Consider the following 23,390-nt stretch of genomic DNA (forward strand, 5'->3'; position numbering starts at 1 on the left):
CAATGTAAAATAGCAAGAAAAGGCGAAAAGTATTTACAGGATTCAAGTTTATATAGAGCGTAAACAAGAAGTATGGAATTGAGAGGAGGTTTTTTCTCTGCAAGAAGTTACAATTCATCTTTATCATACGAATGATATACATAGTCATTTTGAAAATTGGCCGCAAATTTCTCGTTTTGTGTTAGAAGAGAAAAAGCGTCGTCTTGCTGCTGATGAGGCGGTGTTTACATTAGATATTGGCGATCACGTTGATCGTTTTCATATGATTTCTGAGGCAACGAGTGGAAGGGGAAATGTGCAGCTTCTAAATGAGGCATTGTACGATTATGTAACGATTGGGAACAATGAAGGGATTACTCTTGCTAAAGAGCAGTTGGCTCATCTCTATGACGATGCGAATTTTGAAGTGCTTGTTGCTAATTTATTTGAAAGTGACCGAACTCGTCCGAAGTGGGTGAAACCATATGTACTGCAAACGCTTGATAACGGAATTACCGTCCTATTCATTGGTTTAACAGTCGCATATCCTGATTTTTATGCGAAGCTAGATTGGCATATTGAAGATCCGTATCTGCATTTAGAATCCATTTTAGAAGAGGTACGTTCGCAGGCGGATGTCATTGTTGTCTTGTCTCATTTAGGGAAAAATGCTGATGAATACATGGCAGAGCATTATGACATAGATGTTATTTTAGGCGCACATACTCACCATTTATTTGAACGCGGCGTATTGGTGAATGAAACACTTCTTTGCTGCGGTGAGAAGTGGGGACATTATGTCGGACATGTGCAAATAACGGTGGATGTAGAGACAAAGAAAGTGACGAAAAAAGATGGCAGAGCAATTAACACGAAGCGATTAGGTGCATACGGCGCATCTCATGCTTTATTAGAAGAATTGGAGCAAGAGAGTAAGCTCATCATGGCAGAGCCTGTTGTCACTTTAAAAGAACCACTAGAAATGGATTGGTTTCAAGAAACGAAATTTACTCATATGCTTGCTGATTCTCTGAAAGAATGGTGCAATGCCGAAATTGGTATTGTAAATGCAGGCGTACTACTCGAAGGACTACAAGAAGGTGTCGTGACACGAGGGGATATTCATCGGATTTGCCCACATCCAATTAACCCGTGCCGTTTGCAGATAACAGGAAAAACATTGCGAGATGTGATTTTGAAAGCGCGTCGTCCGAGTATGGAACAGCTTGAAGTGAAGGGCTTAGGATTCCGCGGAAAAGTTATGGGGAAAATGATATATGCGGGTGTTGAAGTGATCCCAGATACGATTCCGAATAATAAAATATTACTCGAAGATGTCATAATTAACGGAGAATCATTGGACCTAGAACGGATTTACACAGTAGGGACGATTGATATGTTCACGTTCGGCTATTTGTATCCAGAACTGGCAGTTGTATCTGAAAAAGAATATTATATGCCGGAACTACTCCGTGATGTTTTGACCAATACATTACTGACATATGCATCATCTGTAAAATTATAGTCTGCTGCGTTGCCCTATTCACATTCGTTTTTCTCTTTTCATACAGATAAAGAGAGAGGAGTGTGAACTATGGTTAATATGGAACCTATTATCATAAATGAACATACGTTTATAGCAGTGAGTGTACAGCTTCCGAAAACAAATCTGTTAGCTGTTATGAGCGATAAAGGATATATTATGTGCGGTGCGCTGGATGTGGCGTTATTAAATGAAAAGTTAAGCGATCGCGGCATTCTTGCGGGACGCGCCGTTGGAGTTAGAACAATTGAGCAGTTGTTAGAAGCGCCCCTTGAGTCGGTTACGGTTGAGGCAGAGAGATTAGGAATTACAGCTGGTACAATTGGAAAAAAAGCATTGTTAAAAATGATTTAATATATCGTCCCTCTTTTTTGCATATACATGTGTAAGAAGGAGGGATTTTGTTATGCGTGCGTTTCGCCCCCGAACTTCTCGATTTCGGAAAGGACCATTGCCATTTCGTTACGTATTGCTTATTTCATTCGCTATTTTTGTTTTTCTTACCTTACAAGGCTTGTGGCTTGTGAATAAAAGCATTCGCCCAACGGTAATGAGGTATGCGGAAATGCAAACGAAGCGGACGGCGACAGTTGTAATGACGAAGGCAGTGAAAGATAGGGTTGCACAAGGCATCAACGTTGATTCATTAATGAAAGTGCAAACTGATAAGAACGGAAAAGTGGCCACGATGGATGTGAACACAGAAGCAGTGAATGAGATTTTAACCTCGACTACAACGTACATAGAAAAATATTTACACCAAGCAGAAAAAGGGGATACGAAGGCGCTAGGGATACCAGAAGAAGGTGGGCCTTCACTATCTGTTCCACTCGGTAGAATTACAGACAATGCTTTGCTTGGTAATATAGGTCCAGATATTCCGATTACATTTACAACGATTGGCGATGTGTATACGAATATTAAGCAAGATTTTGAGCCGCACGGCATTAATAATACTGCGATTAAAATTGTGATGGAAATTGAAGTGACGCTTCAGGTGATTATTCCGTTTCATACGAAAGAAGTTACGGTAAAACAAGATATTCCGGTAGCAACTCGTATTATTCAAGGTGAGGTGCCTGGATATTATGGAAGCGGCGGAGTGGTTGCGCCGGAGAAGAAAGAGAAAAAAGCGGATAACTAATGTTTTCCGCTTTTTTTGTTATTTCTTCATATTCATGCGTTCTTTTCGTTCCCATAAGCTTAAATGCATATATGGATCAAATGCCCATTCTGTATAGCCGTTATCTTTATATAACCCAAAATGCAAGTGAGGAGGGAATTTACCAGCTGTTCCAGGAGGACCGTAGCCAGTGCTGCCAACAAACCCAAGGACGGTTCCTGGTTCAATGATTTGTCCAAGCTTTATTTCTTTTGAAAATCCGCCTAAATGTGCGTAATAGTGGTAGTTGTTGTATAAGTCGCGAATACCGATGCGCCAGCCGCCAAGGCGATTCCACCCTTTCGTTTCAATAATGCCATAGCAAGTAGAACGAACAGGTACACCGTGCCCGGCGAAAATATCTGTTCCCTCATGCATACGCCGTCCGCCAAAGCTTCGTTTCGCACCAAATGTGCTGCGGTAGCTATGGTTGCTGTGAATGGGAAGGGGAAAGACATTTCTTTCTAAATCAATTCGATTGTAGTGTTTATACATACGAGCATACCCTAATATTAACTCTACTGTTTTTGATCGCTGATAATATTCCCACAGCATAATTTTTAATTGTTCTCGATTTTCCCCTTGTTTTCCTATTATGGTAGCCATTGTGTAGAGAACATCTTTTTCATTATTTGCATCCGCTAATCCATCCTCGTTTCCGTCTAAACCGATGCCGCCAAATAAGGAAATTGTATAAGGTTTTGTATCATGTAAGTTTGGATTAGCTGGGCCAGCCCACATTTCTGGTTTGAAATAAATTGAAATCGTAGCATCTGGCTTTTTCGGAATATCGCGGCGTACAGAACGAATATTTCGCTCGTATTGATCAATCGCAGCGAAGTAGTACCATGGAATAAGAGAGACGGTCTCCATTTCTTTGTATAATGTCATTCGCTTCTTATATATATCTTGCTTGTTTTCTTCCCCATGCACAATATTCGCCTGAAGAAAAAAAGAAATAAAAAGCAAAAGGAAAAGTTTTCGATGCACGGTAGTAAGCTCCTTTCCGAATCACTACCTTTAGTGTGAGATATACACGATATTTCATTATAAGTAATAATTGGAAAGAATTCTTGCAATCTTCATTTGAGCAAATCGCTTTCATACGATAGAATAGATATGTTACATTGAAAAGAGCGAACACGGTAAACTATTTCATATTGTGCGGAGTTGATGAACATGACAAAACAAACAGAATACAAGCGCAAGCCCGAATGGTTAAAAATTAAATTAAATACAAATGAAAACTATACAGGCTTAAAGAAAATGATGCGTTCTAAGAACCTTCATACCGTTTGTGAAGAGGCGAAATGCCCGAATATTCACGAATGCTGGGCTGTTCGTAAAACAGCAACATTTATGATTCTAGGTGCAGTTTGTACACGTGCATGTCGCTTCTGTGCTGTTAAAACAGGCTTACCAACAGAGCTTGATTTGCAAGAGCCAGAACGCGTAGCGGATTCCGTGGATCAAATGAACTTAAAACATGTTGTTATAACAGCGGTTGCACGTGATGATTTGAAAGACGGAGGAGCAGCTGTTTTTGCAGAAACAGTACGTGCTGTTCGTCGTAAAAGTCCGTTTACGTCTATTGAAGTTTTACCATCTGATATGGGTGGGGTAGAAGAGAATTTAAAAATGTTAATGGATGCACGTCCTGATATTTTAAATCATAACATTGAGACAGTACGTCGATTATCTGACCGAGTTCGCGCAAGAGCAAAATATGATCGTTCATTAGAGTTTTTACGTCGTGCAAAAGAAATGCAGCCAGACATTCCTACAAAATCAAGCATCATGCTTGGACTTGGTGAAACAACAGAAGATATTATCGAAGCAATGGATGACCTGCGTGCAAACAACGTTAACATTTTGACGCTTGGTCAATATTTACAGCCGTCTAAAAAGCACTTACCGGTTATTAAATATTACACACCAGCAGAATTTGCAGAGCTAAAAGAAATTGCACTTAGCAAAGGTTTTAGTCACTGTGAGGCTGGTCCACTTGTGCGTTCTTCTTACCATGCTGATGAGCAAGTACAATCTGCAAAAGAGAATACAGTACAAGCAAAATAATGAGGAGATCCTTCTTAGTAAATGAGCTAAGGGGGATTTTTTTTCGGGAAAGATTGATTAGATATAGAAAGGGAGAAGCTTATGAAAGGATTTATTTTTTTAGCATTTGCAATTGTGAGTGAAGTCTTTGGAACAACGATGCTAAAGCTATCAGAGGGTTTTACGAAGGTATGGCCAAGTATCGCAGTTGTTCTTGGGTTTGCATCTGCCTTTTATTTTTTGTCACAAACATTGCAGCACCTTCAAATTAGCACCGCTTATGCGATTTGGTCAGGAGTTGGAACAGCGTTAACGGCAGTAATCGGTGTTCTTATCTGGAAGGATGCTTTTACATGGCAGACACTCGTTGGCTTAGTACTTATTATTGGCGGAGTTGTTGTATTAAATATGTCGGGTTCCAGTGCACATGGATGAAACAAGAGCTGAAATGTTCAGCTCTTGTTTCATCCATATTCTAAGACAGTGTTTCCACATGTGGATAAAATTTTTCGTAATTCTTCTGTGGATAAAGAAATTGTAAATTCAGGGACGCCGGGCGAAATTAATATTTTTTCGCATTGATAAATAGAAGAATCCACAATAATCGTTACATCTTGTGTATAACCAAACGGAGCAACGCATCCTGAAATGCATCCTGTTTGCTCTCTTAGTTCATCAGGTGAACAAAGTGATACACGTGTACCAATGATGTCTTTCATTTGCTTTATATCAAAACGAGACCCTTCTAACGTAAAAAAGACATAATAATCCCCAGATTTTGTTTTCATAAACAGGCTTTTACTCGGTTCGCCATCTAAGCCGAGGCGCTCTCGAATGAGCCGATCTGTTTCGTAATCTAAAATAGGTTCGTGTTCAAATTTCTCATATAAAACATTCGTTTTATGTAATAACGAGATGACTTCTTCATACATCGGAATGCAAGCTCCTTTCGTTTCACTTTTGGGATGTTTTCCACAACTTTTCGAATTTCTTCTTGTTTATAATTTCATGGGTAAGAAATTGTCCATTATAAAAAGCGCTATATGTTGTGAAGGCACACGGCGCAGTTTGGGCAGCTTCCCGGTTTGAAATTTTATTACGCTGAATGGCAATATTGTATTCTTGTTCAATTTCATTCAATTCTTGTTGGGCATAATAATCAGTAAAAGGGCATTGATCTGTGTAATACACAACCAATCCATTTTGCGTTTCAACATGCATTTCTTTTGCGCTCGTATGAAATTGTGGAGCAGGTGTCCCAGAATCAAACTTATACACGAGTAATTCAAAGTAAGGTGGTGCCGTATCACAAACTTCGAATCCTTTTTTCTTTAAATAGCTCCCATCAGATAAATACGGGCGTTTCTTCTTGCTTGAAATTACAACAACACCGTGTTTACCACTGCTTTTTGCATCTTGTATACATTCGTCTAACAATGCCGCGCCGTGCCCATGCCCTTTAAAGCGTCCGGATACCCAAAAGCAGTTTATACACAAATATCCTGGAGCTATAATAGGTACCCAGGCGTATTCAGCTGGAAGGTATTCAATAAATACTTTTCCATTTACATCTAACTTTTTGAAGACAAGTCCTTCTTCAATTCGCTTTTGTAACCATGCTTTCTTTTGCTGGACTCCGCGTGCCATTCTCTTGTCAGATATAGCACAGCAAATGTGTTCTGATTCTAAATTATCAGCAGTTACGTGAATCCATTTCACAATGTATCCCCCACAATCTATGGATAGTTGCTGCATCTTGTTCAATCGTAATTTCGTATACGTCTGGATTGCTTAAGCTTTTCCAAGTGGAAAAACCGATGCTTTCGTCAAAAATCCTTAAGATGAGTGTGAATAAGTTACCGTGTGTAACGAGTAGTGTTACTTTTTGTGTATCATCTTGTAATATGCTGTGGATAAGTGATTGAACTCTCTCTGTCGCTTGGCGCGTAGATTCTCCGCCAGGAAAGGCGACATCTGTTTCTGTAAAAGTCTGCTCTAACATTTGTAGCCAGTTACTCATTGGAGCGCCGCTTAATATACGCTCAGTTAACCGCTCATCCTCCTGAATCGGGAGTTGTATATGTGATGCATAAGGTGTAATGGATTGGATAGCACGAGTAAAGGGACTAGAGATAATATTGTCGATTGGAAGCCGTGCTGTAATGAGAAAATTGGCAAGGTCCTTTGCTTGATGCTCACCTATTTTTGTAAGGGGAGCATCATGTTCTTGTCCAGTTGCCATGCAATGGCGGACAACAATTAATTTCTTCATAATTCATCCCTCTCTTCTAATAGTTAGTGAAAGTTATATAGGCGAACCTGTACGTACTTCGACAAATAGAGTGAAAAATCCTCTTCTTTCTAATTATTAGGAGATTGGACTTACAAAAGAAAAAGCTAAGCCGGCTCGGCTTAGCTTGCATGTTCTAATGTGAATTTTTTCTTTATGTTACGAATAATCATGTAAGCACCGATACCAAACAGTATCATAAGTCCTTCGATTACGAACAAATGGATTTGTCCGCGTTGGTAAAGTGCTGCAAAAAAGTCAGTAAACGCATGAAGAAATACTGCTAATCCTACAAACATGTACTTTTTATACTTTACACCGTATAAGACAAGCATTGTAAGAGCAATTTGCATAATAAAAGCTACGACTCGTTCTACGCCACCAAATAAATAGAGGTAAGGTGGATTATGTACTAATGCGTCTTGGACGGCGCTGAGCTGTGGTACTTTTTCAATCATTTTAGCGAAAGTGCCGTTATTAATCGCGAAAGCAAATACAAGGGTTTGGGCTCCAGCAGTTGCTCCAATTAATAATGATTCAATCCCTCCGTGACCAATTCCGTAAGCGAGACCGTCTTTATATTCCTGATACTTTTTGAGTAAAAAGTAAAAGGCAATAAAACGTCCAAGTTCTTCAAAAATGCCAGCTGTTAATCCGCCATATAGGGCATAGATAAACGAATTTTTTAACAGTGAAGCTGTCGCTGGATTTCCCAATATAAATACATGTAACGTTTTCTCTAAAATTTGTGAGAATCCAATGAAAAATACAACTCCGACACCGACAATTTTGAAAGAAATTTTATACTTTTTCCGAAAATAAATGAGGGCAATAATCGGAATAAGAACAGAAATCGCGATTTGGACGATTATACTTCCAATTGCTGCATTTGAAACCATAAATTTCACCACTTTCTAATATATATATTCTATATTATGCCTGAAAAACGGTGAAATGTTTAGGGAATAACCTGAGATTATCTTCCCAGGTTATTTGATTTGGTAGTGCTTTACTTCAGTGTATTAGGCATTGTATCTGTTTGTGTATTATTTAAGTGCGGGTTTTTGCTCATTTCGCGTTTGAGCATATCAAGTGTTTGGGCATATTCTTTATCGTTTAATGTGCCTGATTTTAGTCCTTGAATTTGTGATATTAATTTTTGTTCTGTTGATACATATGCTTTGTAATAGCGGGGAACGATAGACAGTGCTGTTTTTTGTACTTGATCAGCAACTAAAGCTGGGTCTGTCGTGTTTGCTCGGTAGATAACAAAAATTTCGTCATCTGTTACAAGTGTTGCGGCATTCATCACATCTGGTAGTTTCACAATTAAATCTGTAATCATTTCTGCTAATCGTTCTTTGTTAATGGTACCAACTTGGCGATTGGATACTTCATCTTTTTGTTTGTGAGAATAGCCAACCCTTGTTAACATGCGGTTTGGTACGTCCTTCCCGTATAGGTCTTTATGTTCTGATACGAGTACTCGGCTTCCTTCTTCACGTTTCATTTCTGCTTTCTTTGTTTGACATCCAGCAAAGATGGAAAGAGTGAGAAGGGATAAGAGCAGTTGTTTTTTCATGATGATGTTCTCCTTCTTGATGAAAGTTTCATTCTCCCCCGCTCTAGCGGGCAGTAATGGTTAGAGAAAGCAAGATAGTGTTAACTACCCGTAAGAGCCCGATTGGTGAGGGCTAACCTTTTGGAGAAAAGCATCCCAAAAGGAAGTTTCACCTTATAGCATTTCCCACTAAGAAGGTTTTTTGTATTTGAAATTGTTGGTTTTGTGGCTTTATGATACGATAAAAAGAAGAAAGAAGAGGAAAGGGATTGGAAAATGGAGCAGAAGCAGGAGATTCGCACTACAGTTTATGTGAATAATATCCAGTATGAAGTAATAGAAGAGAAACGAAATGGATTTAATGAAGAAGCATTTAAAGCTCGTTATGCAGAAATTTTAAATAAATATGATTATATTGTAGGCGATTGGGGCTATGATCAACTTCGTTTGCGCGGCTTTTTTGATGATAGTAACCAGCGCGCAACGTATGACACAAAAATTAGTACGTTATCAGAGTATTTATATGAGTACTGTAATTTTGGGTGCTCATATTTTGTAGTGAGAAAAGTGAAGAAGTAAAAAGAAGGAGCTGGCTTTTAAAAAGTCAGCTCCTTCTACCTTTTAATATAATTCAGTTTTTACGGATGTGTTGAAGTGGTTACTATATTTATGATTCTGTTTTAGCCGCTTGACTCGTCGTATGACAAGTAGACTGAATGCATATAGAAATACAATCACCAGCAGCAAGTTTGGTATTTGGTTTAATCTGTTGACCGTTTAGTTGAATAACTCCATCTTTAATTTTTTCTGTAATGACTGTACGGCTCCATTCTGAAATATAGGTGGCGAGTGCTTTGTCGATGCGAAATACTCCGTGAACGGACTGTAATAGAATGGTTAGTTCGGTTATTCCTTCATTTTGATAGAACAAAATTGAAATGTTGCTTAGCGATTCTTGGTGCTCTTCCTGAAACGTGTCGACTGTTTTAGCATGCTCAGAGTAGGTTTTGTAAATGCGTAATTTTCTGTTCCAAGTATGCCCTTTGCTACATTTGTAAATCGCAAAACGATAAATGTTTTTACCGTTCGCGTTATGCCGGCGAATGTCTGTGTCAGTAAAAAGAACTGTGTGACCACAATTTTTACAATGTTTTTCTATAGTTGTTTCTAATTCTGATTTATATAAGTTCCAAAAAAGTTGTACGTTCTGCATTTTCCTTCACCTCGTATTTAGATAAAGGAACGTGAGACATCTATTTGGATGTCTTGCGGTATGAAATATAGAAAAAAGAGAAAAATAAAAGAAGGTTCCCTTGTGAGGAACCTTCGTAACAATCATACTGCAGATGTGCTACGTTCCTTTGTAATGGGAATTGGGCAGACTACTCCCTTGAAAAAAGCGTTGTGCTTTTTTGAGAGTAATGCTATCCAGTTGCTTATCCATTACAAAGTAAATGTTGGCATACGTAGTGTAACATCCTTTCTATCCAAACAGATTTGTCGTTAGTATATCATATTAAACTGAAAATTCAAAACAAGTAACAAGAAAAAATCACCAGCTCTATGACAAGCCGGTGATATGGATTACAACAGTTCAAATAAAAACGAACGTAATTCTTCTGCATTTTCTTCAGAAATCGAAAATGCATGTTCTAAGTAGCCAGGTTCTTCTAAATCGTCACGACCGATAATTGCAAATTTATTGCGCTGCATATCAAGGACAATTGTTTTGCCATAATGACGATCGGAGTACAAAAGCGCTAAATCATGACGCTCGTTTTCTCCCATAAAGCTTACGAAACGTGTTTTCGTTTCTACTGTGTCATCGTAAAGAAAAAAACGTTCTTCCATGAACATGACTCCTTTTTAAATATCTAAATTTAAGTGTGGTTTATGATCTAAATGGTGGTGCGTTTTAATAAAGCGCACTGTTCTTGTTTTATAGCGCATAACGATTGAATATGTTTCTGCTAAATCGCCGCCCAGGAATTTTACACCGTCTAATAACTCGCCAGCGGATACACCTGTTGCTGAGAAAATTGCATCATCACCGGATACTAAATCATCTAGCATAAGCAGTTGACGTGGATTTTCTAAGCCCATTGTAAGGCAGCGTGCTTCTTCTTCCTCATTCATTGGAACGAGACGCGCTTGCATCTCTCCGCCAAGACATTTCAGTGCAGCAGCAGAGATAACGCCTTCTGGGGCACCGCCAGTACCGATAAATAAGTCGATTCCCGTGCCTGGAAGGGCTGTTGCGATAGAGGCCCCAACATCACCATCACCGAATAACTTTACGCGTGCACCTTTTGCGCGAACACGGTCAATAATTTCCTGATGACGTTCACGCTCTTGGATAATAACTGTTAAGTCACGAATTTTTTTATTGTTTGCTTTTGCTACAATTTCAATTGTTTTTTCAATTGGATCATCTAAGCTGATTTTACCAGCTGCATTTGGACCAACCGCGATTTTTTCCATGTACATATCAGGAGCATGTAGAAGGTTTCCTTTATCAGCGACAGCGATAACAGCCATTGCGTTTGCAAGACCTTTCGCTACGATATTTGTTCCTTCTAACGGGTCAACAGCGATGTCTACTTCTGGACCGTTTCCTGTTCCGAGCTTTTCCCCAATGTAAAGCATCGGTGCTTCATCAAGTTCCCCTTCGCCAATCACAACAGTACCTGTCATGTTAACAGAGTCAAACATTGTGCGCATTGCAGTTGTTGCTGCGTCATCTGCCTCATTTTTCTTCCCACGGCCCATCCATTGTGCTGATGCCAGGGCTGCTGCTTCTGTTACACGGACAATTTCTAATGCGAGTTCACGTTCCATTGTGACATTCCTCCAATTCCAAAAATCGTACAAATATAACTATAGCAAAGAACGAGAAAAAGGTGAATTCGAAAAATTGTCGATTTTTTTTGAATAAAAGGGTACAATTGGTGATGAAAATGCTTTAATTACCAGGTAGGTGACATATATGTACTTTGTAGATCGGAAAAAAATTGAACAAATGTTACAGTGTTTAGAAAAAGTTGTTGCAGCATTTCAAACGAAGCAAGAATATGAGGGAGCACTTGATGAATATGCGTTAGAGCGTATGGCACATCTCATGATCGATTGTATTTTAGATGTAGGCAATGCCATGATTGATGGATTTATTATGCGCGACCCAGGTAGCTATGAAGACATTATTGATATTTTAATGGATGAAAAAGTTGTTACAAATGAAGAAGGAGAACGCTTAAAAGAAGTTGTTCGTCTTCGGAGAATGATTGTACAAGAGTATGTAAATATGAACCACACAGATGTGTATAATACAGTACAAAAGCATATTGATATGCTAAAACAATATCCTGCTAATATTCGTCGTTATTTGGAACAAGAACTTGGTCCGGTATCTGCGTTTGCAGGAGATTAGATTATTTTTGTTCTAATGGACCATGATGAACATGGTCCATTAGAACTGTAGGAAAGGAAAGTAGGTTGAGAAATGGGGGAAGCGACACGGTCCACAAAAGAGGAAATTCTTCAACTTTTAAAAGTAAGAGGAGAACAAACTGTTGCGACATTAGCAGAAGTGCTGCAAATTACAGAGATGGCTGTGCGCCGTCATTTAAATAATCTCGAAAAGGATGAGCTTATTGAGGTGAATATGGTGCGGCAGCATGTCGGAAGACCGATGTATGTGTATTGCTTAAGCGCAAAAGGAGAAGACATGTTTCCGAAGCAATATAAGAAATTTGCAGTTGAGATGTTAGAAGATTTGCAACATATTGGTGATGCGAAGCTCGTTGAGAAGATTTTGCGGGCAAGAACGAATCGTATGGAACAACAATTAGCCAAACGTGTGAATCGAAAGGAAACAACATTAGAGCGCTTACAAGAAATTGCGGTGATGCAAGAAAAAAACGGATATATGGTGCATGTAGAACAAGAAACTGAAAGTTCTTTCATCCTACAAAAGCAAAATTGCCCGTTAATGGAGGTAGCAGCAAAGTTTCCGCAAATTTGTCATGATGAAAAAAGTATGTATAATAAACTATTGCCAAATGCTGATGTGAAAGTGTTATCAAGTATGTGTGATGGAGACTGTTTCTGTTCATATCAAATAAAAGAGAAAAAATGAACATTACGAGACGCTTTTGGAAAAAGCGTTTTTTTCTTTTGGAAAAAAGGATACGATAAGAAAAGAGTAAGTATCAAAAAGGAGTGACACGTGTGTATAAAGGCTATTTAATTGATTTAGACGGAACAATGTACCGAGGCGAAGAACGCATTGAAGAGGCGAGTGATTTTATAAAAGCGTTACAAGAGCGGAACTTACCTTATTTATTTGTGACGAACAACTCGACACGTAAACCAGAGCAAGTTGCAGACAAGCTGTTGCAGTTTGATATTCCAGCTACACCAGAGCAAGTATTTACAACAAGCATGGCAACAGCGAATTTTATATATGAAAGAAAACAAAATGCTTCTGTCTATATGATTGGAGAAGAAGGTTTGCGTGATGCACTTGTGGAAAAAGGATTCACACTTGTAGATAGTAATCCGGATTTTGTCGTTGTGGGGTTAGATCGAGAAGTGACGTATGAAAAACTAGCAAAAGCGTGCTTAGCTGTTCGAAACGGGGCGACATTCATTTCAACAAACGGTGATATTGCCATTCCGACAGAACGTGGCTTATTACCAGGGAACGGTTCCTTAACATCCGTTGTAGCAGTATCCACAACAGTAAATCCAACTTTCATTGGTAAACCAGAATCCGTTATTATGGAGCAAGCATTAAAAGTACTCGGAACAACGAAAGAAGAAACATTAATGGTTGGGGATAACTACGACACTGATATTTTAGCAGGCATGAATGCGGGCATGGATACACTACTTGTCCACACAGGAGTCACATCTGTGGAGAAGTTAACAGAATATGACGTGCAACCGACGCATGTTGTCCACAGTTTGACGGAGTGGATTGAGAAGATGTAAGAAGAGATAGGCAATCATTTACGATTGCCTATTTTTTATTTCGCTATTCGCGGGCAGTAGGTCCCGACCCCAAAATTGAGAGAGAATCGAGGAAGAAAGGTGGGGAATAACTGCCCATAAAAGCCCGATTGGTTCAACTAACCATCAGTGGGGAATGAAAACCGTCCCACTGATGGAAGTTTCACTTTATTATAAAAAATTCGTTCTGGTGATAGATGGGGGCGAATTGTGTGAGATTTTATTTCTTTCTTGCTGAACAGACAAATAGTATAATATGGAAAATGTGATGAGGGGGCGTATTTATGAAGTGCAGAAAAACGATGAGGGTACAAATTCAAGGGGATAACGTATCATTTACCCTATAAACTGCGTGGTTCCCCTTTAATATGGGGGTATCATCCTGATGGAAAAAGATTTACCTAATTATATGTTTACTGATGTGAAGAAGGCTTTTCTATGGCTTGGCTCATCTTTCATTCTTGCAAGCTTTTTTATCATTTCATTATTTGCTGATCAAACACCATGGTTAGTTTCTGCTATGCTGATCGTAATGTTTGGAGGACTCTCCTTCGTTAAAACAGTAATTTCTACGAGTGTTGCGGCTGCTCTAGGGTCAAAGGAAGTCGGTGCAGGTATGGGATTTCTCAGCTTCGCATGCTTCTTAGCAGAAGGGATAGGGATAGCGATTGTTGGCGGGTTATTAACAAAACATATGCTAGAATATCCTTTACTTTCTACTATACAAAATGCGAAAGCGTACTTGTATAGTAATTTACTACTCGTTTTTATTGTTGCCGTATTAATTGGTGCAACCATCTATACGGTAGCTTATAGTAGAAGAAATGAATTGTAATTGATGTTGAGAAGCCAAGCGAAACTGTTTGGCTTCTTTTCATTCACCAGAATGTTTCAAGAGTTTGTATGAGATGACTACAAGACGATTATGCAAAATTGCATTTTTCATACAAAAATAATTAGATAAGATAGAAGTATGGGGGGATAGAAATGAATCCAGTATTAATGGTCATTCTTATTTTCATGACATGTGGCTTCGCATGTCTATTATGGAAAATATATAAGGTAAAGCATATAAAGAAGCAGGTTGGAAAACGGGTTGCGATGTATCGACGGACAAAACGGTGCTTGTTTATGCTATTTTGTCCCGTTTACTTCATTGCACAACTCATTTTAACGTATGTTAAATATACAAATGGCGAGATTGATAGTTTTGAAAGGTTTTTATTACAAGCGGGAGTTTATGCAGTAACAATTTGTTTCATGAGCCTTTTAACGATTCAATTGTTAAAGGACATCGAGGTTTATGAAGCAGGAGTTGTGGATGGAATAAATTATTATCCTTATGAAGAAGTAAAAGGTTATAAAACATTTGTACAGGGACAGTTTCCACAAGAGAATGTCTTTTTGGATCGCGGTATAGAAAAGTGGAATAATCATGTAAACTTATTAATTCGAAATGAAGATATAAAAGAGTTAGAAGAAGTTCTGCAAAGATATATTCCTAAAATTATGGGGAGCTGAAAAATCCACCTTCACTGAAGTGACCCCATAAAGTTAGACAGGTTATTTCATTAGGCGGCGTTTAAGGTCTGAACTCGGTATTGTACTGGGCTCAGGCCTTTTAATTTTGCCTTAATTCGTTTGTGATTGTAGTAATTTATATATTTCGCTAGTTCTTTCTTAAATTGTCCTACACTTTCAAATTCCTTCAAATACAGAAATTCACATTTCATAATACCAAAGAAATTTTCAATAACAGTGTTGTCGTAACAGTTGCCTTTACGCGACATACTTTGCGTAATGCCACGCTCTTTTAGGGCATATCTATATTGTTTCATTTGATAATGCCAGCCTTGATCTGAATGGATCAGAAGCTTGTCATCTTCTGAAAGTCGCTCGAACGATTGTTTTAACATATCTGATACAAGTGAATAGGTTGGCCTTGAACCGATTGTATATGTAATAATTTCACCGTTATACAAATCTAAAATTGGTGATAAGTATAGCTTTTCACCAAATAATTTAAACTCCGTAATATCCGTTACCCATTTTTCATTTGGTTTTTCTGCCTTGAAATTTCGATTTAAGATATTTGATGCAATCTTGCCGACTGTACCTTTGTACGAACGATATTTCTTCATACGCACCAGACATTTCAGGCCCAATTCTTTCATAATCCGTTGCACTTTTTTATGGTTCACACGTTGACCTCGGTTTTCGAGTTCATCCCGAATACGGCGGTATCCATAACGCCCTTCATGTTCATCATAAATCAATTGAATTAAGGTTTTCAGCTCCGCATCTTTGTCTGGTTGCCCAGCGTTTTTCACCCAGTAATAGTACGTGCTACGTGGGATACCTGCGAGTTGTAGAAGCGCTTTCACCGGGAATTCAGTCCTTAGCTCATAGACTACTTGCGTTTTGTCTTGTTTGGTGATTCTTCCTTGTTTTGAACTAAGGCATTCAACTTTTTTAAATATGCATTCTCCATACGTAAACGCTCTAGTTCGGCTTGTAGCGCCTCAAAAGATCCTTCAGATGGTGCTGTTTTTTTCGTTTGTTTATTTGTTTCTTTTTTCATAGATAGACGCTCCTTTTCCTTTGGTTCTAGGGCGTCAATTCCACCAGATTCAAAATGTTTTTTCCAAGTTCGAATCATATTCGTTGTGGAAAGGTTGAAAATCGCAGTTGTTTCTCGGATCGACGTCCCATGTTCGCTCATATAATTCAGTACGTCTAGTTTATACTGCTTAGAATACGTTGTATAGCTTTTTATAAAAGCTTTTACTCCATGATATTCATATCGTTTAATCAAAAGTAGTAAATCACTTTTATCCATGCCAAGTGTATTGGCAATTGTCTTGCATGACTCGTTTCCATCTACATAACGCTGAACAGCGGCTAATTTTTCTGATTCAGAGAATTTCCGCATATAAAAAGCACCTCCAATTGTTAGAGCGTGTCTAACAATTGGGGGGCACTTCACACAAGGTGGATTTTTCACTAGAACAAACGATTCACAAGCTCTCTCACTTCTTTAAGGTATTGTTCTCTCGTCTCGTTATCCACAGAAGGAACGCTCGTATAAAAAGCATGCTCTACTGTCTCGATACCAGTAAAATCAAAGATACCTGCGCCTGTTGTTTTCTTGATTGCCTCAAACATGCCACTTGCAGCATAATTTTCTTTCGAGTTTCCCATTGTGGATAATAATAAACCTTTTTTACCTGTTAATAATTTCTCAATGCCATTTGCACCGTATGCGTAAGCAAATCCGTGGCTGAATACACGATCTACATACCCTTTTAAGATGGCAGGAAGACCTGTCCACCAGACTGGATAAATGAAGGTAATCACATCTGCCCATGTAATATGCTCTTGCTCAGCTTGAATATCAGCCGGTGTATTTCCTTGTGAAAATGAAATGAAATCATCGGTAGCTAATACAGGATTGAAGTTGGTCGCATATAGATCGCGAACGCGTACTTCGTGTCCTTTTTCTTGTAGTTGTCCTTGCATTGTTTCTAGAATTGCGTGGTTAAAGCTTTGTGGATTCGGATGTGCATAAACGATTAAATGTTTCATTACCAGTCCCCCTATATGTGGATATGTGAGTAGTATGTTCAAAATTAGGCAAAAACACCCCTATGTAACTATTGTAGTTACTTGTTGAAGAGGAAGCAAAGAAGATGTTTTGCATAACAGGAATTCTTTTCGTGTGAGCGAATAAGTATAAGGAAAGCGAGGAGAACATACAGATGAACATTCATAACCTTACAATCGAAGAAGCAGAAGAAATCAATACATGGCAATATGAGGCCCCGTATGAACTGTATAGTTTTACTGGTGAAGGTGAAACGTTAAAAGAATTGCTTGATGGTACATATTACGGTGTTTGTGATGAACAGGATGAACTCATCGGTTATTTTTGTTTTGGGGATAATGCACAGGTGCCGGGCGGAAGAGAAGCGAAGTTATACACAGGTGAGCACGCCATAGATATCGGACTTGGGATGAAACCAGTGTTAACAGGAAATGGGCTGGGGATATCTTTTTTACAAGCGGGATTGCAGTTTGCGAAGGATAAGTTTAGACCAGAGAACATTCGATTAAGTGTGGCTGCTTTTAATGAACGGGCCATTCATCTATACATGAAAGCAGGTTTCCAGAAGAAAGTTTCTTTTATGAGTAGAGGTAGAGAATTTCAGCTTATGGAGTATGGGGGATAAAGTGAAACTTTAATCAGTGGGAGGTTTTTCCCCCTAACTTTTTTACTTTTGCTAGATTTCGAGGTGGGGGTATTACTGCCCACGAATAGCGGGATAAATAAGAAAACCAGCTCTTTTTATATGGAAGCTGGTTTTCTTGTTTTGCCTTATTCAGTATGTGCAGCTCTATGCGCCAAGCGACTTGATGCAGCAGCAGCAATCGCTCCAACGATATCATCGAGGAATGTATGAACTTTACCTGTAGATTTATCGTTTAAATATTTTAAAATACCTGGTTTCAATTTATCGATATAGCCAAAGTTTGTGAAACCGATTGAGCCGTATACGTTGACGATAGATAAGGCGACAACTTCGTCTACTCCGTATAATCCTTCATCGCGGTGGATGATGTCCTGAAGAGGTGCACTTAGCAAACCTTTTTCCGCAAGAACATCTAATTCAATTCCTGTAATGAGGGCATTTTGTACTTCACGTTTGGATAAGACGCGTTCTACATTATAACGGCATTCTTCCATTGCTAAATTTGGATGATAATTTTTTTGAAGAAAATGAACGAGTTCTGCAATATCGTCAATTTTTACACCGCGTTCTTGTAGTAATTGTAATGCTCTTTCTTGTAGTTCATTTCGTTGTGTCATGTTTATCACCTTTTTTTCTTTTTAATATTGTATACGTATAGAATTATGATGTGCATAGGCATGAAAGTTAATTAACAGCTCATATATATATAGAAAAAAATATAGGTGGCGAGTATGATGATTCAACATATTTATGAGAACTATCATATACACGTCAAAGAATTTACAACTCTTGGTCCTTATAACAGCTTTTGGGTTCGTAATAAAATTTATGTGCTTCTTCCTACGGATCATTTGCAAGAAGAAGAGCTTGTTGAAATGAAGAAATTAAGTGATTATATGAATCAGCAAGGTGATATTACCGTTGCGACGTTTGTGCCAAACGTACAAGGTTATTACGTTAGCGAGATAGAAGAAAAAAATTATTGTTTGTTAAAGGGAATACGTACGTTAGAGCGTAATGTCACTTCATTAGGAAGTGAGCTATCAGTATTTCATAAGCGCGGTGCATTCTTTTCTGAAGAAATTGAACATCTCAGCCGAATTGGTGAATGGAAGTCGCTTTGGGAAAAACGATTAGATCAGCTCGAACGTTTTTGGCAATCCAAAATGGTGAGTCACCCTACTGATATGTTTGAACAATTATTTATTGAATCATTTCCATACTACTTAGGTCTTGCCGAAAATGCGATTCAATATGTAGTAGATACAGAAATTGATGATACTCCTCAAGTTGCTGATGCTGCAACCATTTGTCAGGAACGATTTACACCCTTGCTTTGGCGTCAGACAAAGCGATTAAAGCTGCCAGTTGATTGGGTATATGACCATCCAAGTCGTGACTTAGCCGAATGGGTACGTCATACTTCTTTTGAAAAAAGAGAGAACTGGGAAGAAACGATTGCGCAGTTTATAAGCGACTACGAACGGAACTATCCATTATCTTCGTTTGGATGGCGGTTACTATTTGCCCGTCTTCTTTTTCCGCTTCATTATTTTGAAACAGTTGAAGGATATTATTTAGCGGGAAGTGAGGCGCAAAAATCTGTATACCAAGATAAGTTAGACACCATTTTGCAGCGCGTAGATCATTCGGAACAGTTTCTTCAGCAGTTTTATGATCTTATTCGTTTACCCATTGATAAGTTAGGAATTCGTAAGCTTGATTGGCTTACATAGTATGTAATTTAGAAAAAAGAGACCGTGGTGGGTCTCTTCTTCTAGATTATCTAGCTTCAGCAGCTAGAACAGTCGGTGGCTTCGCATCTTCCGCCGAGGCAAAAAGCGCCTCTATGTCAGAAGCTCCATCCCCCTCTTGTTCTGAGCGAGCCGCTTCCGCTTTTACATTATCCAGCTCCGCCTCCCAGCCCTTCGCGTCTAAGAACCTTCCGCACGAGAAAGTAAAAACACTTTCTGTGCGAAAGAACCTTAGCCGTCAGGGCTAAACGGTCGGCTTCGCTTTTAAATTTAAAATACTTGTTCTACTTCAATTACTCCAGGTACTTCTTCTAAAAGCGCACGCTCGATACCAGCTTTTAATGTGATTGTAGAACTTGGGCAGCTGCCGCAAGCACCTAGAAGGCGTAATTTAACGATACCGTCTTCGATATCTACTAATTCTACGTCACCGCCATCGCGAAGTAAGAATGGACGTAATTTATCTAATACTTCTACTACTTGTTCGTGTAAGTTTTCGTTTTCCATTTTTATCGACTCCTTTCATCAGTTTTATTATAATCAAGATACAGGGGAAAATCTATTTTTTATGTCTTTCTTACGTTGTCAAAATAGTTTATGGAAGTTTCCTTCTTATATGTGACAATGAGGTACAGAAAAAAATATATGTGCAAATGGGGGAGCGAATATGATAAAAGTTAGTGTGTACGGGGCGAAAGTTGTATGTGCAAGCTGCGTTGGAATGCCATCTTCAACAGAAACGTATGAATGGCTGCAAGCGGCAATCGGACGAAAATATGAAGGGCAAGAAGAGAAGTTTCATTTTGAATATGTGGATATTTATGAGGAGCAAGAAGAGGAAGAAAAACGAGCTTTTGTAGAGCGTGTCATTGAAGAAGACTTATTTTATCCTGTTGTTCTCGTGAATAATGAAATTGTCGGAGAGGGCAATCCGCGCTTAAAGGATGTATACGAAGAAATTGAGAAATATTTATAATATAACTTATCACTTACAGAGCTCTTGCAACGTAGATTATGAATCGCAGGGGCTTTTTCTATACTTAGGAGGATGAACGAGATGAAGAAGGGGTTTGTAATGGGGATTATCGGACTTTTGGTACTCAGTGGTGTTGCTTATATGAAAGGGGATACAGCTGCGATTCAATCGTTAGCAGGCTGGCTAGGCGTCTTTTTCTTAGCTAGTGCGGCATTTCTTTGTATAGATGGATTTATTTTAGGAGCAAGGGGGACATTTGCTTCGGAAAAGCCAACGCGAAAGGAATCCCGCTTTCAATCTGCTAAAACGAATGCATTTGCAGCGATTCCTAATGTGGCAGCAGCGTTAGGAGTATATTTATGGGTATCGTAATGGAGTATTCTATACCAAAAGAAGTGGAGTTCTTCTTACATCAATATGTGAATGAACTTCAGGGGATGATTTCGAATGAAAAGCTAGTTGGTGTGTATGTATATGGTTCACTAGCACTAGCTGCGTTTCATCTCGAAACGAGTGATATTGACTTTGTAACGGTTATGAAAGAACAAGTCAGTGAAGCAGAGAAAGTGAAAATACGTGAATTACATAAGAGGCTCAGTACACATGAACTCGGTAAACGAATGGACGGAATGTATATTCCGCTTGCTCATGTAGGAAAGCAAAATCATGAGATGTCACCGTACTTATATTGTTCAGAGGGAAAAATAAAGGAAGGCCATTGGGACATTAACTCTGTGACGTGGTGGACGATAAAAAATTGCGGTATTACGGTTTTGGGCCAAAAGGCAAATGAGCTTCCGTATGTAGTAACGTGGGATGATGTTATAAGCACAATGAAATACAATGTGGAACAATATTGGAGTGAGAAAGTAAAGCGTCCATATTTATTTTTAGCTACAGAATGGGTAGAGTCTGCAGTTGTGACAATGGGCCGTATTATATGCACATTAGAAATGGAACGGATTGTTTCTAAAGATGAAGGGCTGCAATATATGGTGAAGTATTGTAAAGAATGGGAGCCGCTTTTGCAAGAGGTGTACTGGATTCGTCAAAAAGAAGGGTTAAAACCGTCTTTATCAAGATGGAGACGTGCTCAGATGACGAAGCAGTATTTGTTATTTTGGATAGAGGAATGTAAGAAGAGGTGGGAAAGATAAAGTGGAACTTCCCCTTTAAAGCAACAGAAAAAAACAAGAGCTGCCGTGCAGCTCTTGTTTTTTTAACCATTATGATGCTTATACATCCAAAGAATTCCTGATTTTAAAAGGCGAGGTACGCGGCCCATTAACGGCTGATTTGCGAGTAAACCGAAGCCGTGTTTTTTACCGAGAGAACCGAGAACGCCTTTTAGTTTAATGACAGGTAGTTCTTCTGGTAAGGCTTCATTGTTCCAACGTTTTAATAATATTTGGACAATTTGTTCGCCTTGCCCTTCTGCAAGCTGCGCAGATGGTGCATGTGGCAGTGCAGCGCAGTCACCTAGCACATATGCATTCTCATAATCTGGAATATTATGATATTTTGTTAATACAACCCGGCCGCTATTATCATGCTCGACAGGCAGATTACGAACAATCTCACTTGCTTGAATGCCAGCTGTCCATACGATTGCGTCACATTCAAGTGGTTCATCGTGGTTATACACAATATTTGGTTCTACTTTTGTAATGTTTGAGTTGCGAACAATTGTAACATTATGTTTCAAAAACCACTCTTCTACGTATCTACTTAATTTCTCTGGGAACGGGAAAAGAATGCGATCTTTTCGGTCAAATAAATAAATATTTAAGTCTGGACGGCTTTCGCGAAGCTCACTTGCTACTTCAACACCGCTTAATCCAGCTCCTACAACAGCAACTGTTGCATGTGGTTCTAAACCATTTAGTTGTTGATATGTTTGACGAACTTGCTCAATGGATTGAAGGCTATATGTGTTTTCCTTCGCTCCTGGAACGTTGTGATAGTTATCTTCACAACCAAGTCCGATAATTAAGTCATCATAATTGATAACTTCACCATCCTCAAGATGAACAGCTTTGTTTTCTAGATCAACGTTGGTTATCGTGCCGTATTGAATATTTAGTCGTGGATGCTCTGGAAATGGAATGCGAATATGCGTTTCAGAAATCGTTCCTGCTACTAATGCGTAGTATTCTGTTTTAAAACAGTGATACGGTACTTTGTCGATTAATGTCACTTGAACATCATCTGGAAGTTGGTTGCTCGGAAGAAGACGTTGTAAAACTCTCATTCCACCGTAGCCGCCACCAAGTATTACGAGGTGCTTCATGATGGATTACCCCTTTTCTGTTGAAATATCCCCTAATCATAGAAATTTTTATATTACAAAAATATTTTGACTTTACTCATTCAAATTATATCGAATTTAGAAGCAAATAACAATGCGTGAATGCATACTCTGTTGTACAATAATAAGAAAGTGAAAGCGATTTTAGACAAACATCTTAGGCTTACTGTTATAAGACAAGCTTTGAAATAGATACAGGAGGGATTAAGGTTGATTAAACCGTTGATTGAATTTTGTGTTGGCAACCTTGCAAATGGTGCACAAAAGGCACGTGAACAATTAGAGAAAGATCCAAATTTAGATGTGATTGAGTATGGGTGTCTTGGGTATTGTGGCGTTTGTTTTGAAGGACCTTATGCACTTGTAAACGGTGAAGTTGTAAAAGGTGAAACACCGGATGAACTTGTGAAAAATGTATATGATTATTTAGATGAAAATCCGATGTTTTAGGGCGTTGCAATGAGGCAGCGTCTTTTTCAGTTGAACGCATAAAATTATTTCG

31 protein-coding genes and 1 pseudogene are annotated in these 23,390 nt (G+C 38.7%); 18 read left to right on the top strand and 14 right to left on the bottom strand.

Translation table 11 applies throughout. The features are described 5' to 3' along the window. The first annotated feature begins 112 nt into the window (after positions 1 to 112). From PLX19_RS13660 to yunB, 3 genes are all read left to right on the top strand, one after another. Positions 113 to 1,504: a bifunctional metallophosphatase/5'-nucleotidase gene (locus tag PLX19_RS13660; RefSeq protein WP_272189231.1), complete on the top strand. Its 1,392-nt coding sequence runs from the start codon at positions 113 to 115 to the stop codon at positions 1,502 to 1,504. 69 nt (positions 1,505 to 1,573) lie between these two features. Then, positions 1,574 to 1,876 (top strand): YunC family protein, encoded by a 303-nt coding sequence (locus PLX19_RS13665; protein WP_272189182.1) that lies wholly within the window; start codon positions 1,574 to 1,576, stop codon positions 1,874 to 1,876. Between the two features lie 52 nt (positions 1,877 to 1,928). Then, the gene (gene yunB / locus PLX19_RS13670) at positions 1,929 to 2,666 is read left to right on the top strand and encodes a sporulation protein YunB (protein ID WP_020063096.1); all 738 of its coding nucleotides are present in this window, start codon (positions 1,929 to 1,931) and stop codon (positions 2,664 to 2,666) included. Positions 2,667 to 2,684: 18 nt separating this feature from the next. Here the strand turns inward: yunB and PLX19_RS13675 are convergent, their stop codons facing one another. Then, a complete protein-coding gene (locus tag PLX19_RS13675; protein WP_272189183.1) occupies positions 2,685 to 3,674 on the bottom strand; it encodes a M23 family metallopeptidase in 990 nt (329 codons plus the stop codon). 189 nt (positions 3,675 to 3,863) lie between these two features. On the opposite strand from PLX19_RS13675, the gene lipA reads away from it, so the two are divergent. Both lipA and PLX19_RS13685 read left to right on the top strand, forming a co-directional pair. Next, complete coding sequence (gene lipA, locus PLX19_RS13680) at positions 3,864 to 4,760, top strand: lipoyl synthase (RefSeq protein ID WP_272189184.1); 897 nt, start codon at positions 3,864 to 3,866, stop codon at positions 4,758 to 4,760. Between the two features lie 81 nt (positions 4,761 to 4,841). Next, positions 4,842 to 5,174: a DMT family transporter gene (locus PLX19_RS13685; protein ID WP_272189185.1), complete on the top strand. Its 333-nt coding sequence runs from the start codon at positions 4,842 to 4,844 to the stop codon at positions 5,172 to 5,174. A 29-nt stretch (positions 5,175 to 5,203) separates the two neighbouring features. Here the strand turns inward: PLX19_RS13685 and PLX19_RS13690 are convergent, their stop codons facing one another. From PLX19_RS13690 to PLX19_RS13710, 5 genes are all read right to left on the bottom strand, one after another. Continuing rightward, positions 5,204 to 5,671: a YbaK/EbsC family protein gene (locus tag PLX19_RS13690; RefSeq protein ID WP_272189186.1), complete on the bottom strand. Its 468-nt coding sequence runs from the start codon at positions 5,669 to 5,671 to the stop codon at positions 5,204 to 5,206. A 22-nt stretch (positions 5,672 to 5,693) separates the two neighbouring features. Beyond that, a complete protein-coding gene (locus PLX19_RS13695; RefSeq protein ID WP_272189232.1) occupies positions 5,694 to 6,386 on the bottom strand; it encodes an N-acetyltransferase in 693 nt (230 codons plus the stop codon). A gap of 46 nt (positions 6,387 to 6,432) precedes the next feature. After that, positions 6,433 to 7,011, bottom strand: a complete 579-nt coding sequence (locus PLX19_RS13700) for a histidine phosphatase family protein (RefSeq protein ID WP_272189187.1) — start codon at positions 7,009 to 7,011, stop codon at positions 6,433 to 6,435. A gap of 140 nt (positions 7,012 to 7,151) precedes the next feature. Then, the gene (locus PLX19_RS13705) at positions 7,152 to 7,928 is read right to left on the bottom strand and encodes a YhfC family intramembrane metalloprotease (RefSeq protein WP_272189188.1); all 777 of its coding nucleotides are present in this window, start codon (positions 7,926 to 7,928) and stop codon (positions 7,152 to 7,154) included. Between the two features lie 110 nt (positions 7,929 to 8,038). Beyond that, a complete protein-coding gene (locus PLX19_RS13710) occupies positions 8,039 to 8,611 on the bottom strand; it encodes a YhcN/YlaJ family sporulation lipoprotein (RefSeq protein ID WP_272189189.1) in 573 nt (190 codons plus the stop codon). A 255-nt stretch (positions 8,612 to 8,866) separates the two neighbouring features. On the opposite strand from PLX19_RS13710, the gene PLX19_RS13715 reads away from it, so the two are divergent. Further along, the gene (locus tag PLX19_RS13715) at positions 8,867 to 9,169 is read left to right on the top strand and encodes a YutD family protein (protein ID WP_272189191.1); all 303 of its coding nucleotides are present in this window, start codon (positions 8,867 to 8,869) and stop codon (positions 9,167 to 9,169) included. Between the two features lie 88 nt (positions 9,170 to 9,257). On the opposite strand, the gene PLX19_RS13720 is transcribed toward PLX19_RS13715, so the two are convergent. The 3 genes from PLX19_RS13720 to glpX form a co-directional block, all read right to left on the bottom strand. Then, positions 9,258 to 9,803, bottom strand: a complete 546-nt coding sequence (locus PLX19_RS13720) for a cytoplasmic protein (RefSeq protein WP_272189192.1) — start codon at positions 9,801 to 9,803, stop codon at positions 9,258 to 9,260. Positions 9,804 to 10,174: 371 nt separating this feature from the next. Continuing rightward, the gene (locus tag PLX19_RS13725) at positions 10,175 to 10,441 is read right to left on the bottom strand and encodes a DUF3055 domain-containing protein (protein WP_272189193.1); all 267 of its coding nucleotides are present in this window, start codon (positions 10,439 to 10,441) and stop codon (positions 10,175 to 10,177) included. Positions 10,442 to 10,456: 15 nt separating this feature from the next. Further along, positions 10,457 to 11,428: a class II fructose-bisphosphatase gene (gene glpX / locus PLX19_RS13730; protein ID WP_272189194.1), complete on the bottom strand. Its 972-nt coding sequence runs from the start codon at positions 11,426 to 11,428 to the stop codon at positions 10,457 to 10,459. 148 nt (positions 11,429 to 11,576) lie between these two features. On the opposite strand from glpX, the gene hepT reads away from it, so the two are divergent. The 6 genes from hepT (at position 11,577) to PLX19_RS13755 (ending at position 15,121) form a co-directional block, all read left to right on the top strand. Further along, positions 11,577 to 12,017 (top strand): type VII toxin-antitoxin system HepT family RNase toxin, encoded by a 441-nt coding sequence (gene hepT, locus PLX19_RS13735; protein ID WP_272189195.1) that lies wholly within the window; start codon positions 11,577 to 11,579, stop codon positions 12,015 to 12,017. Between the two features lie 72 nt (positions 12,018 to 12,089). Next, a complete protein-coding gene (locus PLX19_RS13740) occupies positions 12,090 to 12,725 on the top strand; it encodes a helix-turn-helix transcriptional regulator (protein WP_272189196.1) in 636 nt (211 codons plus the stop codon). Between the two features lie 92 nt (positions 12,726 to 12,817). Beyond that, positions 12,818 to 13,582 carry a TIGR01457 family HAD-type hydrolase gene (locus tag PLX19_RS13745; protein WP_272189197.1) on the top strand — a complete coding sequence of 255 codons (765 nt, stop codon included), beginning with the start codon at positions 12,818 to 12,820 and terminating at the stop codon, positions 13,580 to 13,582. A 302-nt stretch (positions 13,583 to 13,884) separates the two neighbouring features. Continuing rightward, the gene (locus PLX19_RS26220; RefSeq protein ID WP_429757379.1) at positions 13,885 to 13,947 is read left to right on the top strand and encodes a tetracycline resistance efflux system leader peptide; all 63 of its coding nucleotides are present in this window, start codon (positions 13,885 to 13,887) and stop codon (positions 13,945 to 13,947) included. Between the two features lie 38 nt (positions 13,948 to 13,985). Further along, entirely contained in the window at positions 13,986 to 14,435 is a 450-nt protein-coding gene (locus PLX19_RS13750; protein WP_272189198.1) for a hypothetical protein, read from the top strand. 152 nt (positions 14,436 to 14,587) lie between these two features. Then, the gene (locus PLX19_RS13755) at positions 14,588 to 15,121 is read left to right on the top strand and encodes an iron ABC transporter substrate-binding protein (RefSeq protein ID WP_272189199.1); all 534 of its coding nucleotides are present in this window, start codon (positions 14,588 to 14,590) and stop codon (positions 15,119 to 15,121) included. A gap of 50 nt (positions 15,122 to 15,171) precedes the next feature. On the opposite strand, the gene PLX19_RS13760 is transcribed toward PLX19_RS13755, so the two are convergent. Both PLX19_RS13760 and PLX19_RS13765 read right to left on the bottom strand, forming a co-directional pair. Continuing rightward, positions 15,172 to 16,532, bottom strand: a protein-coding gene (locus tag PLX19_RS13760; RefSeq protein WP_272189200.1) for an IS3 family transposase whose coding sequence is annotated in 2 segments (ribosomal slippage) — positions 15,172 to 16,076 and positions 16,076 to 16,532 — 1,362 coding nt in all. Because the reading frame shifts where the segments join, the coding sequence is not laid out codon by codon here. Positions 16,533 to 16,603: 71 nt separating this feature from the next. Further along, positions 16,604 to 17,185 (bottom strand): NAD(P)H-dependent oxidoreductase, encoded by a 582-nt coding sequence (locus tag PLX19_RS13765; RefSeq protein ID WP_272189201.1) that lies wholly within the window; start codon positions 17,183 to 17,185, stop codon positions 16,604 to 16,606. A gap of 173 nt (positions 17,186 to 17,358) precedes the next feature. On the opposite strand from PLX19_RS13765, the gene PLX19_RS13770 reads away from it, so the two are divergent. Next, positions 17,359 to 17,829 carry a GNAT family N-acetyltransferase gene (locus PLX19_RS13770; RefSeq protein WP_272189203.1) on the top strand — a complete coding sequence of 157 codons (471 nt, stop codon included), beginning with the start codon at positions 17,359 to 17,361 and terminating at the stop codon, positions 17,827 to 17,829. 146 nt (positions 17,830 to 17,975) lie between these two features. Here the strand turns inward: PLX19_RS13770 and PLX19_RS13775 are convergent, their stop codons facing one another. Continuing rightward, positions 17,976 to 18,467 carry a phosphatidylglycerophosphatase A family protein gene (locus PLX19_RS13775; protein WP_272189204.1) on the bottom strand — a complete coding sequence of 164 codons (492 nt, stop codon included), beginning with the start codon at positions 18,465 to 18,467 and terminating at the stop codon, positions 17,976 to 17,978. 117 nt (positions 18,468 to 18,584) lie between these two features. Here PLX19_RS13775 and yutH point away from each other — a divergent pair, with 117 nt between their 5' ends. Next, positions 18,585 to 19,586, top strand: coding sequence for a spore coat putative kinase YutH (gene yutH, locus PLX19_RS13780; protein WP_272189205.1), 1,002 nt, complete (start codon positions 18,585 to 18,587; stop codon positions 19,584 to 19,586). Positions 19,587 to 19,874: 288 nt separating this feature from the next. Here yutH and PLX19_RS13785 read toward each other — a convergent pair. Next, positions 19,875 to 20,093: pseudogene (locus PLX19_RS13785) on the bottom strand (NifU family protein); the annotation flags it as partial. Positions 20,094 to 20,271: 178 nt separating this feature from the next. On the opposite strand from PLX19_RS13785, the gene PLX19_RS13790 reads away from it, so the two are divergent. The 3 genes from PLX19_RS13790 to PLX19_RS13800 all read left to right on the top strand — a co-directional run bounded on the left by PLX19_RS13790 (position 20,272) and on the right by PLX19_RS13800 (position 21,737). Beyond that, positions 20,272 to 20,580: a YuzD family protein gene (locus tag PLX19_RS13790; RefSeq protein WP_272189206.1), complete on the top strand. Its 309-nt coding sequence runs from the start codon at positions 20,272 to 20,274 to the stop codon at positions 20,578 to 20,580. A gap of 81 nt (positions 20,581 to 20,661) precedes the next feature. Then, the gene (locus PLX19_RS13795; RefSeq protein ID WP_272189207.1) at positions 20,662 to 20,952 is read left to right on the top strand and encodes a hypothetical protein; all 291 of its coding nucleotides are present in this window, start codon (positions 20,662 to 20,664) and stop codon (positions 20,950 to 20,952) included. Continuing rightward, entirely contained in the window at positions 20,940 to 21,737 is a 798-nt protein-coding gene (locus PLX19_RS13800; RefSeq protein WP_272189208.1) for a nucleotidyltransferase domain-containing protein, read from the top strand. The genes PLX19_RS13795 and PLX19_RS13800 overlap by 13 nt, the downstream gene beginning before the upstream one ends. Before the next feature lie 62 nt (positions 21,738 to 21,799). Here PLX19_RS13800 and PLX19_RS13805 read toward each other — a convergent pair whose 3' ends face one another. Continuing rightward, positions 21,800 to 22,870 carry an NAD(P)/FAD-dependent oxidoreductase gene (locus tag PLX19_RS13805; RefSeq protein WP_272189209.1) on the bottom strand — a complete coding sequence of 357 codons (1,071 nt, stop codon included), beginning with the start codon at positions 22,868 to 22,870 and terminating at the stop codon, positions 21,800 to 21,802. A 228-nt stretch (positions 22,871 to 23,098) separates the two neighbouring features. On the opposite strand from PLX19_RS13805, the gene PLX19_RS13810 reads away from it, so the two are divergent. Further along, complete coding sequence (locus PLX19_RS13810; RefSeq protein WP_098917996.1) at positions 23,099 to 23,338, top strand: YuzB family protein; 240 nt, start codon at positions 23,099 to 23,101, stop codon at positions 23,336 to 23,338. Positions 23,339 to 23,390 lie beyond the last annotated feature (52 nt).

The sequence above is a fragment of the Bacillus sp. BP-3 genome, from assembly GCF_028401955.1.
Taxonomy (GTDB): Bacteria; Bacillota; Bacilli; order Bacillales; family Bacillaceae_G; genus Bacillus_A.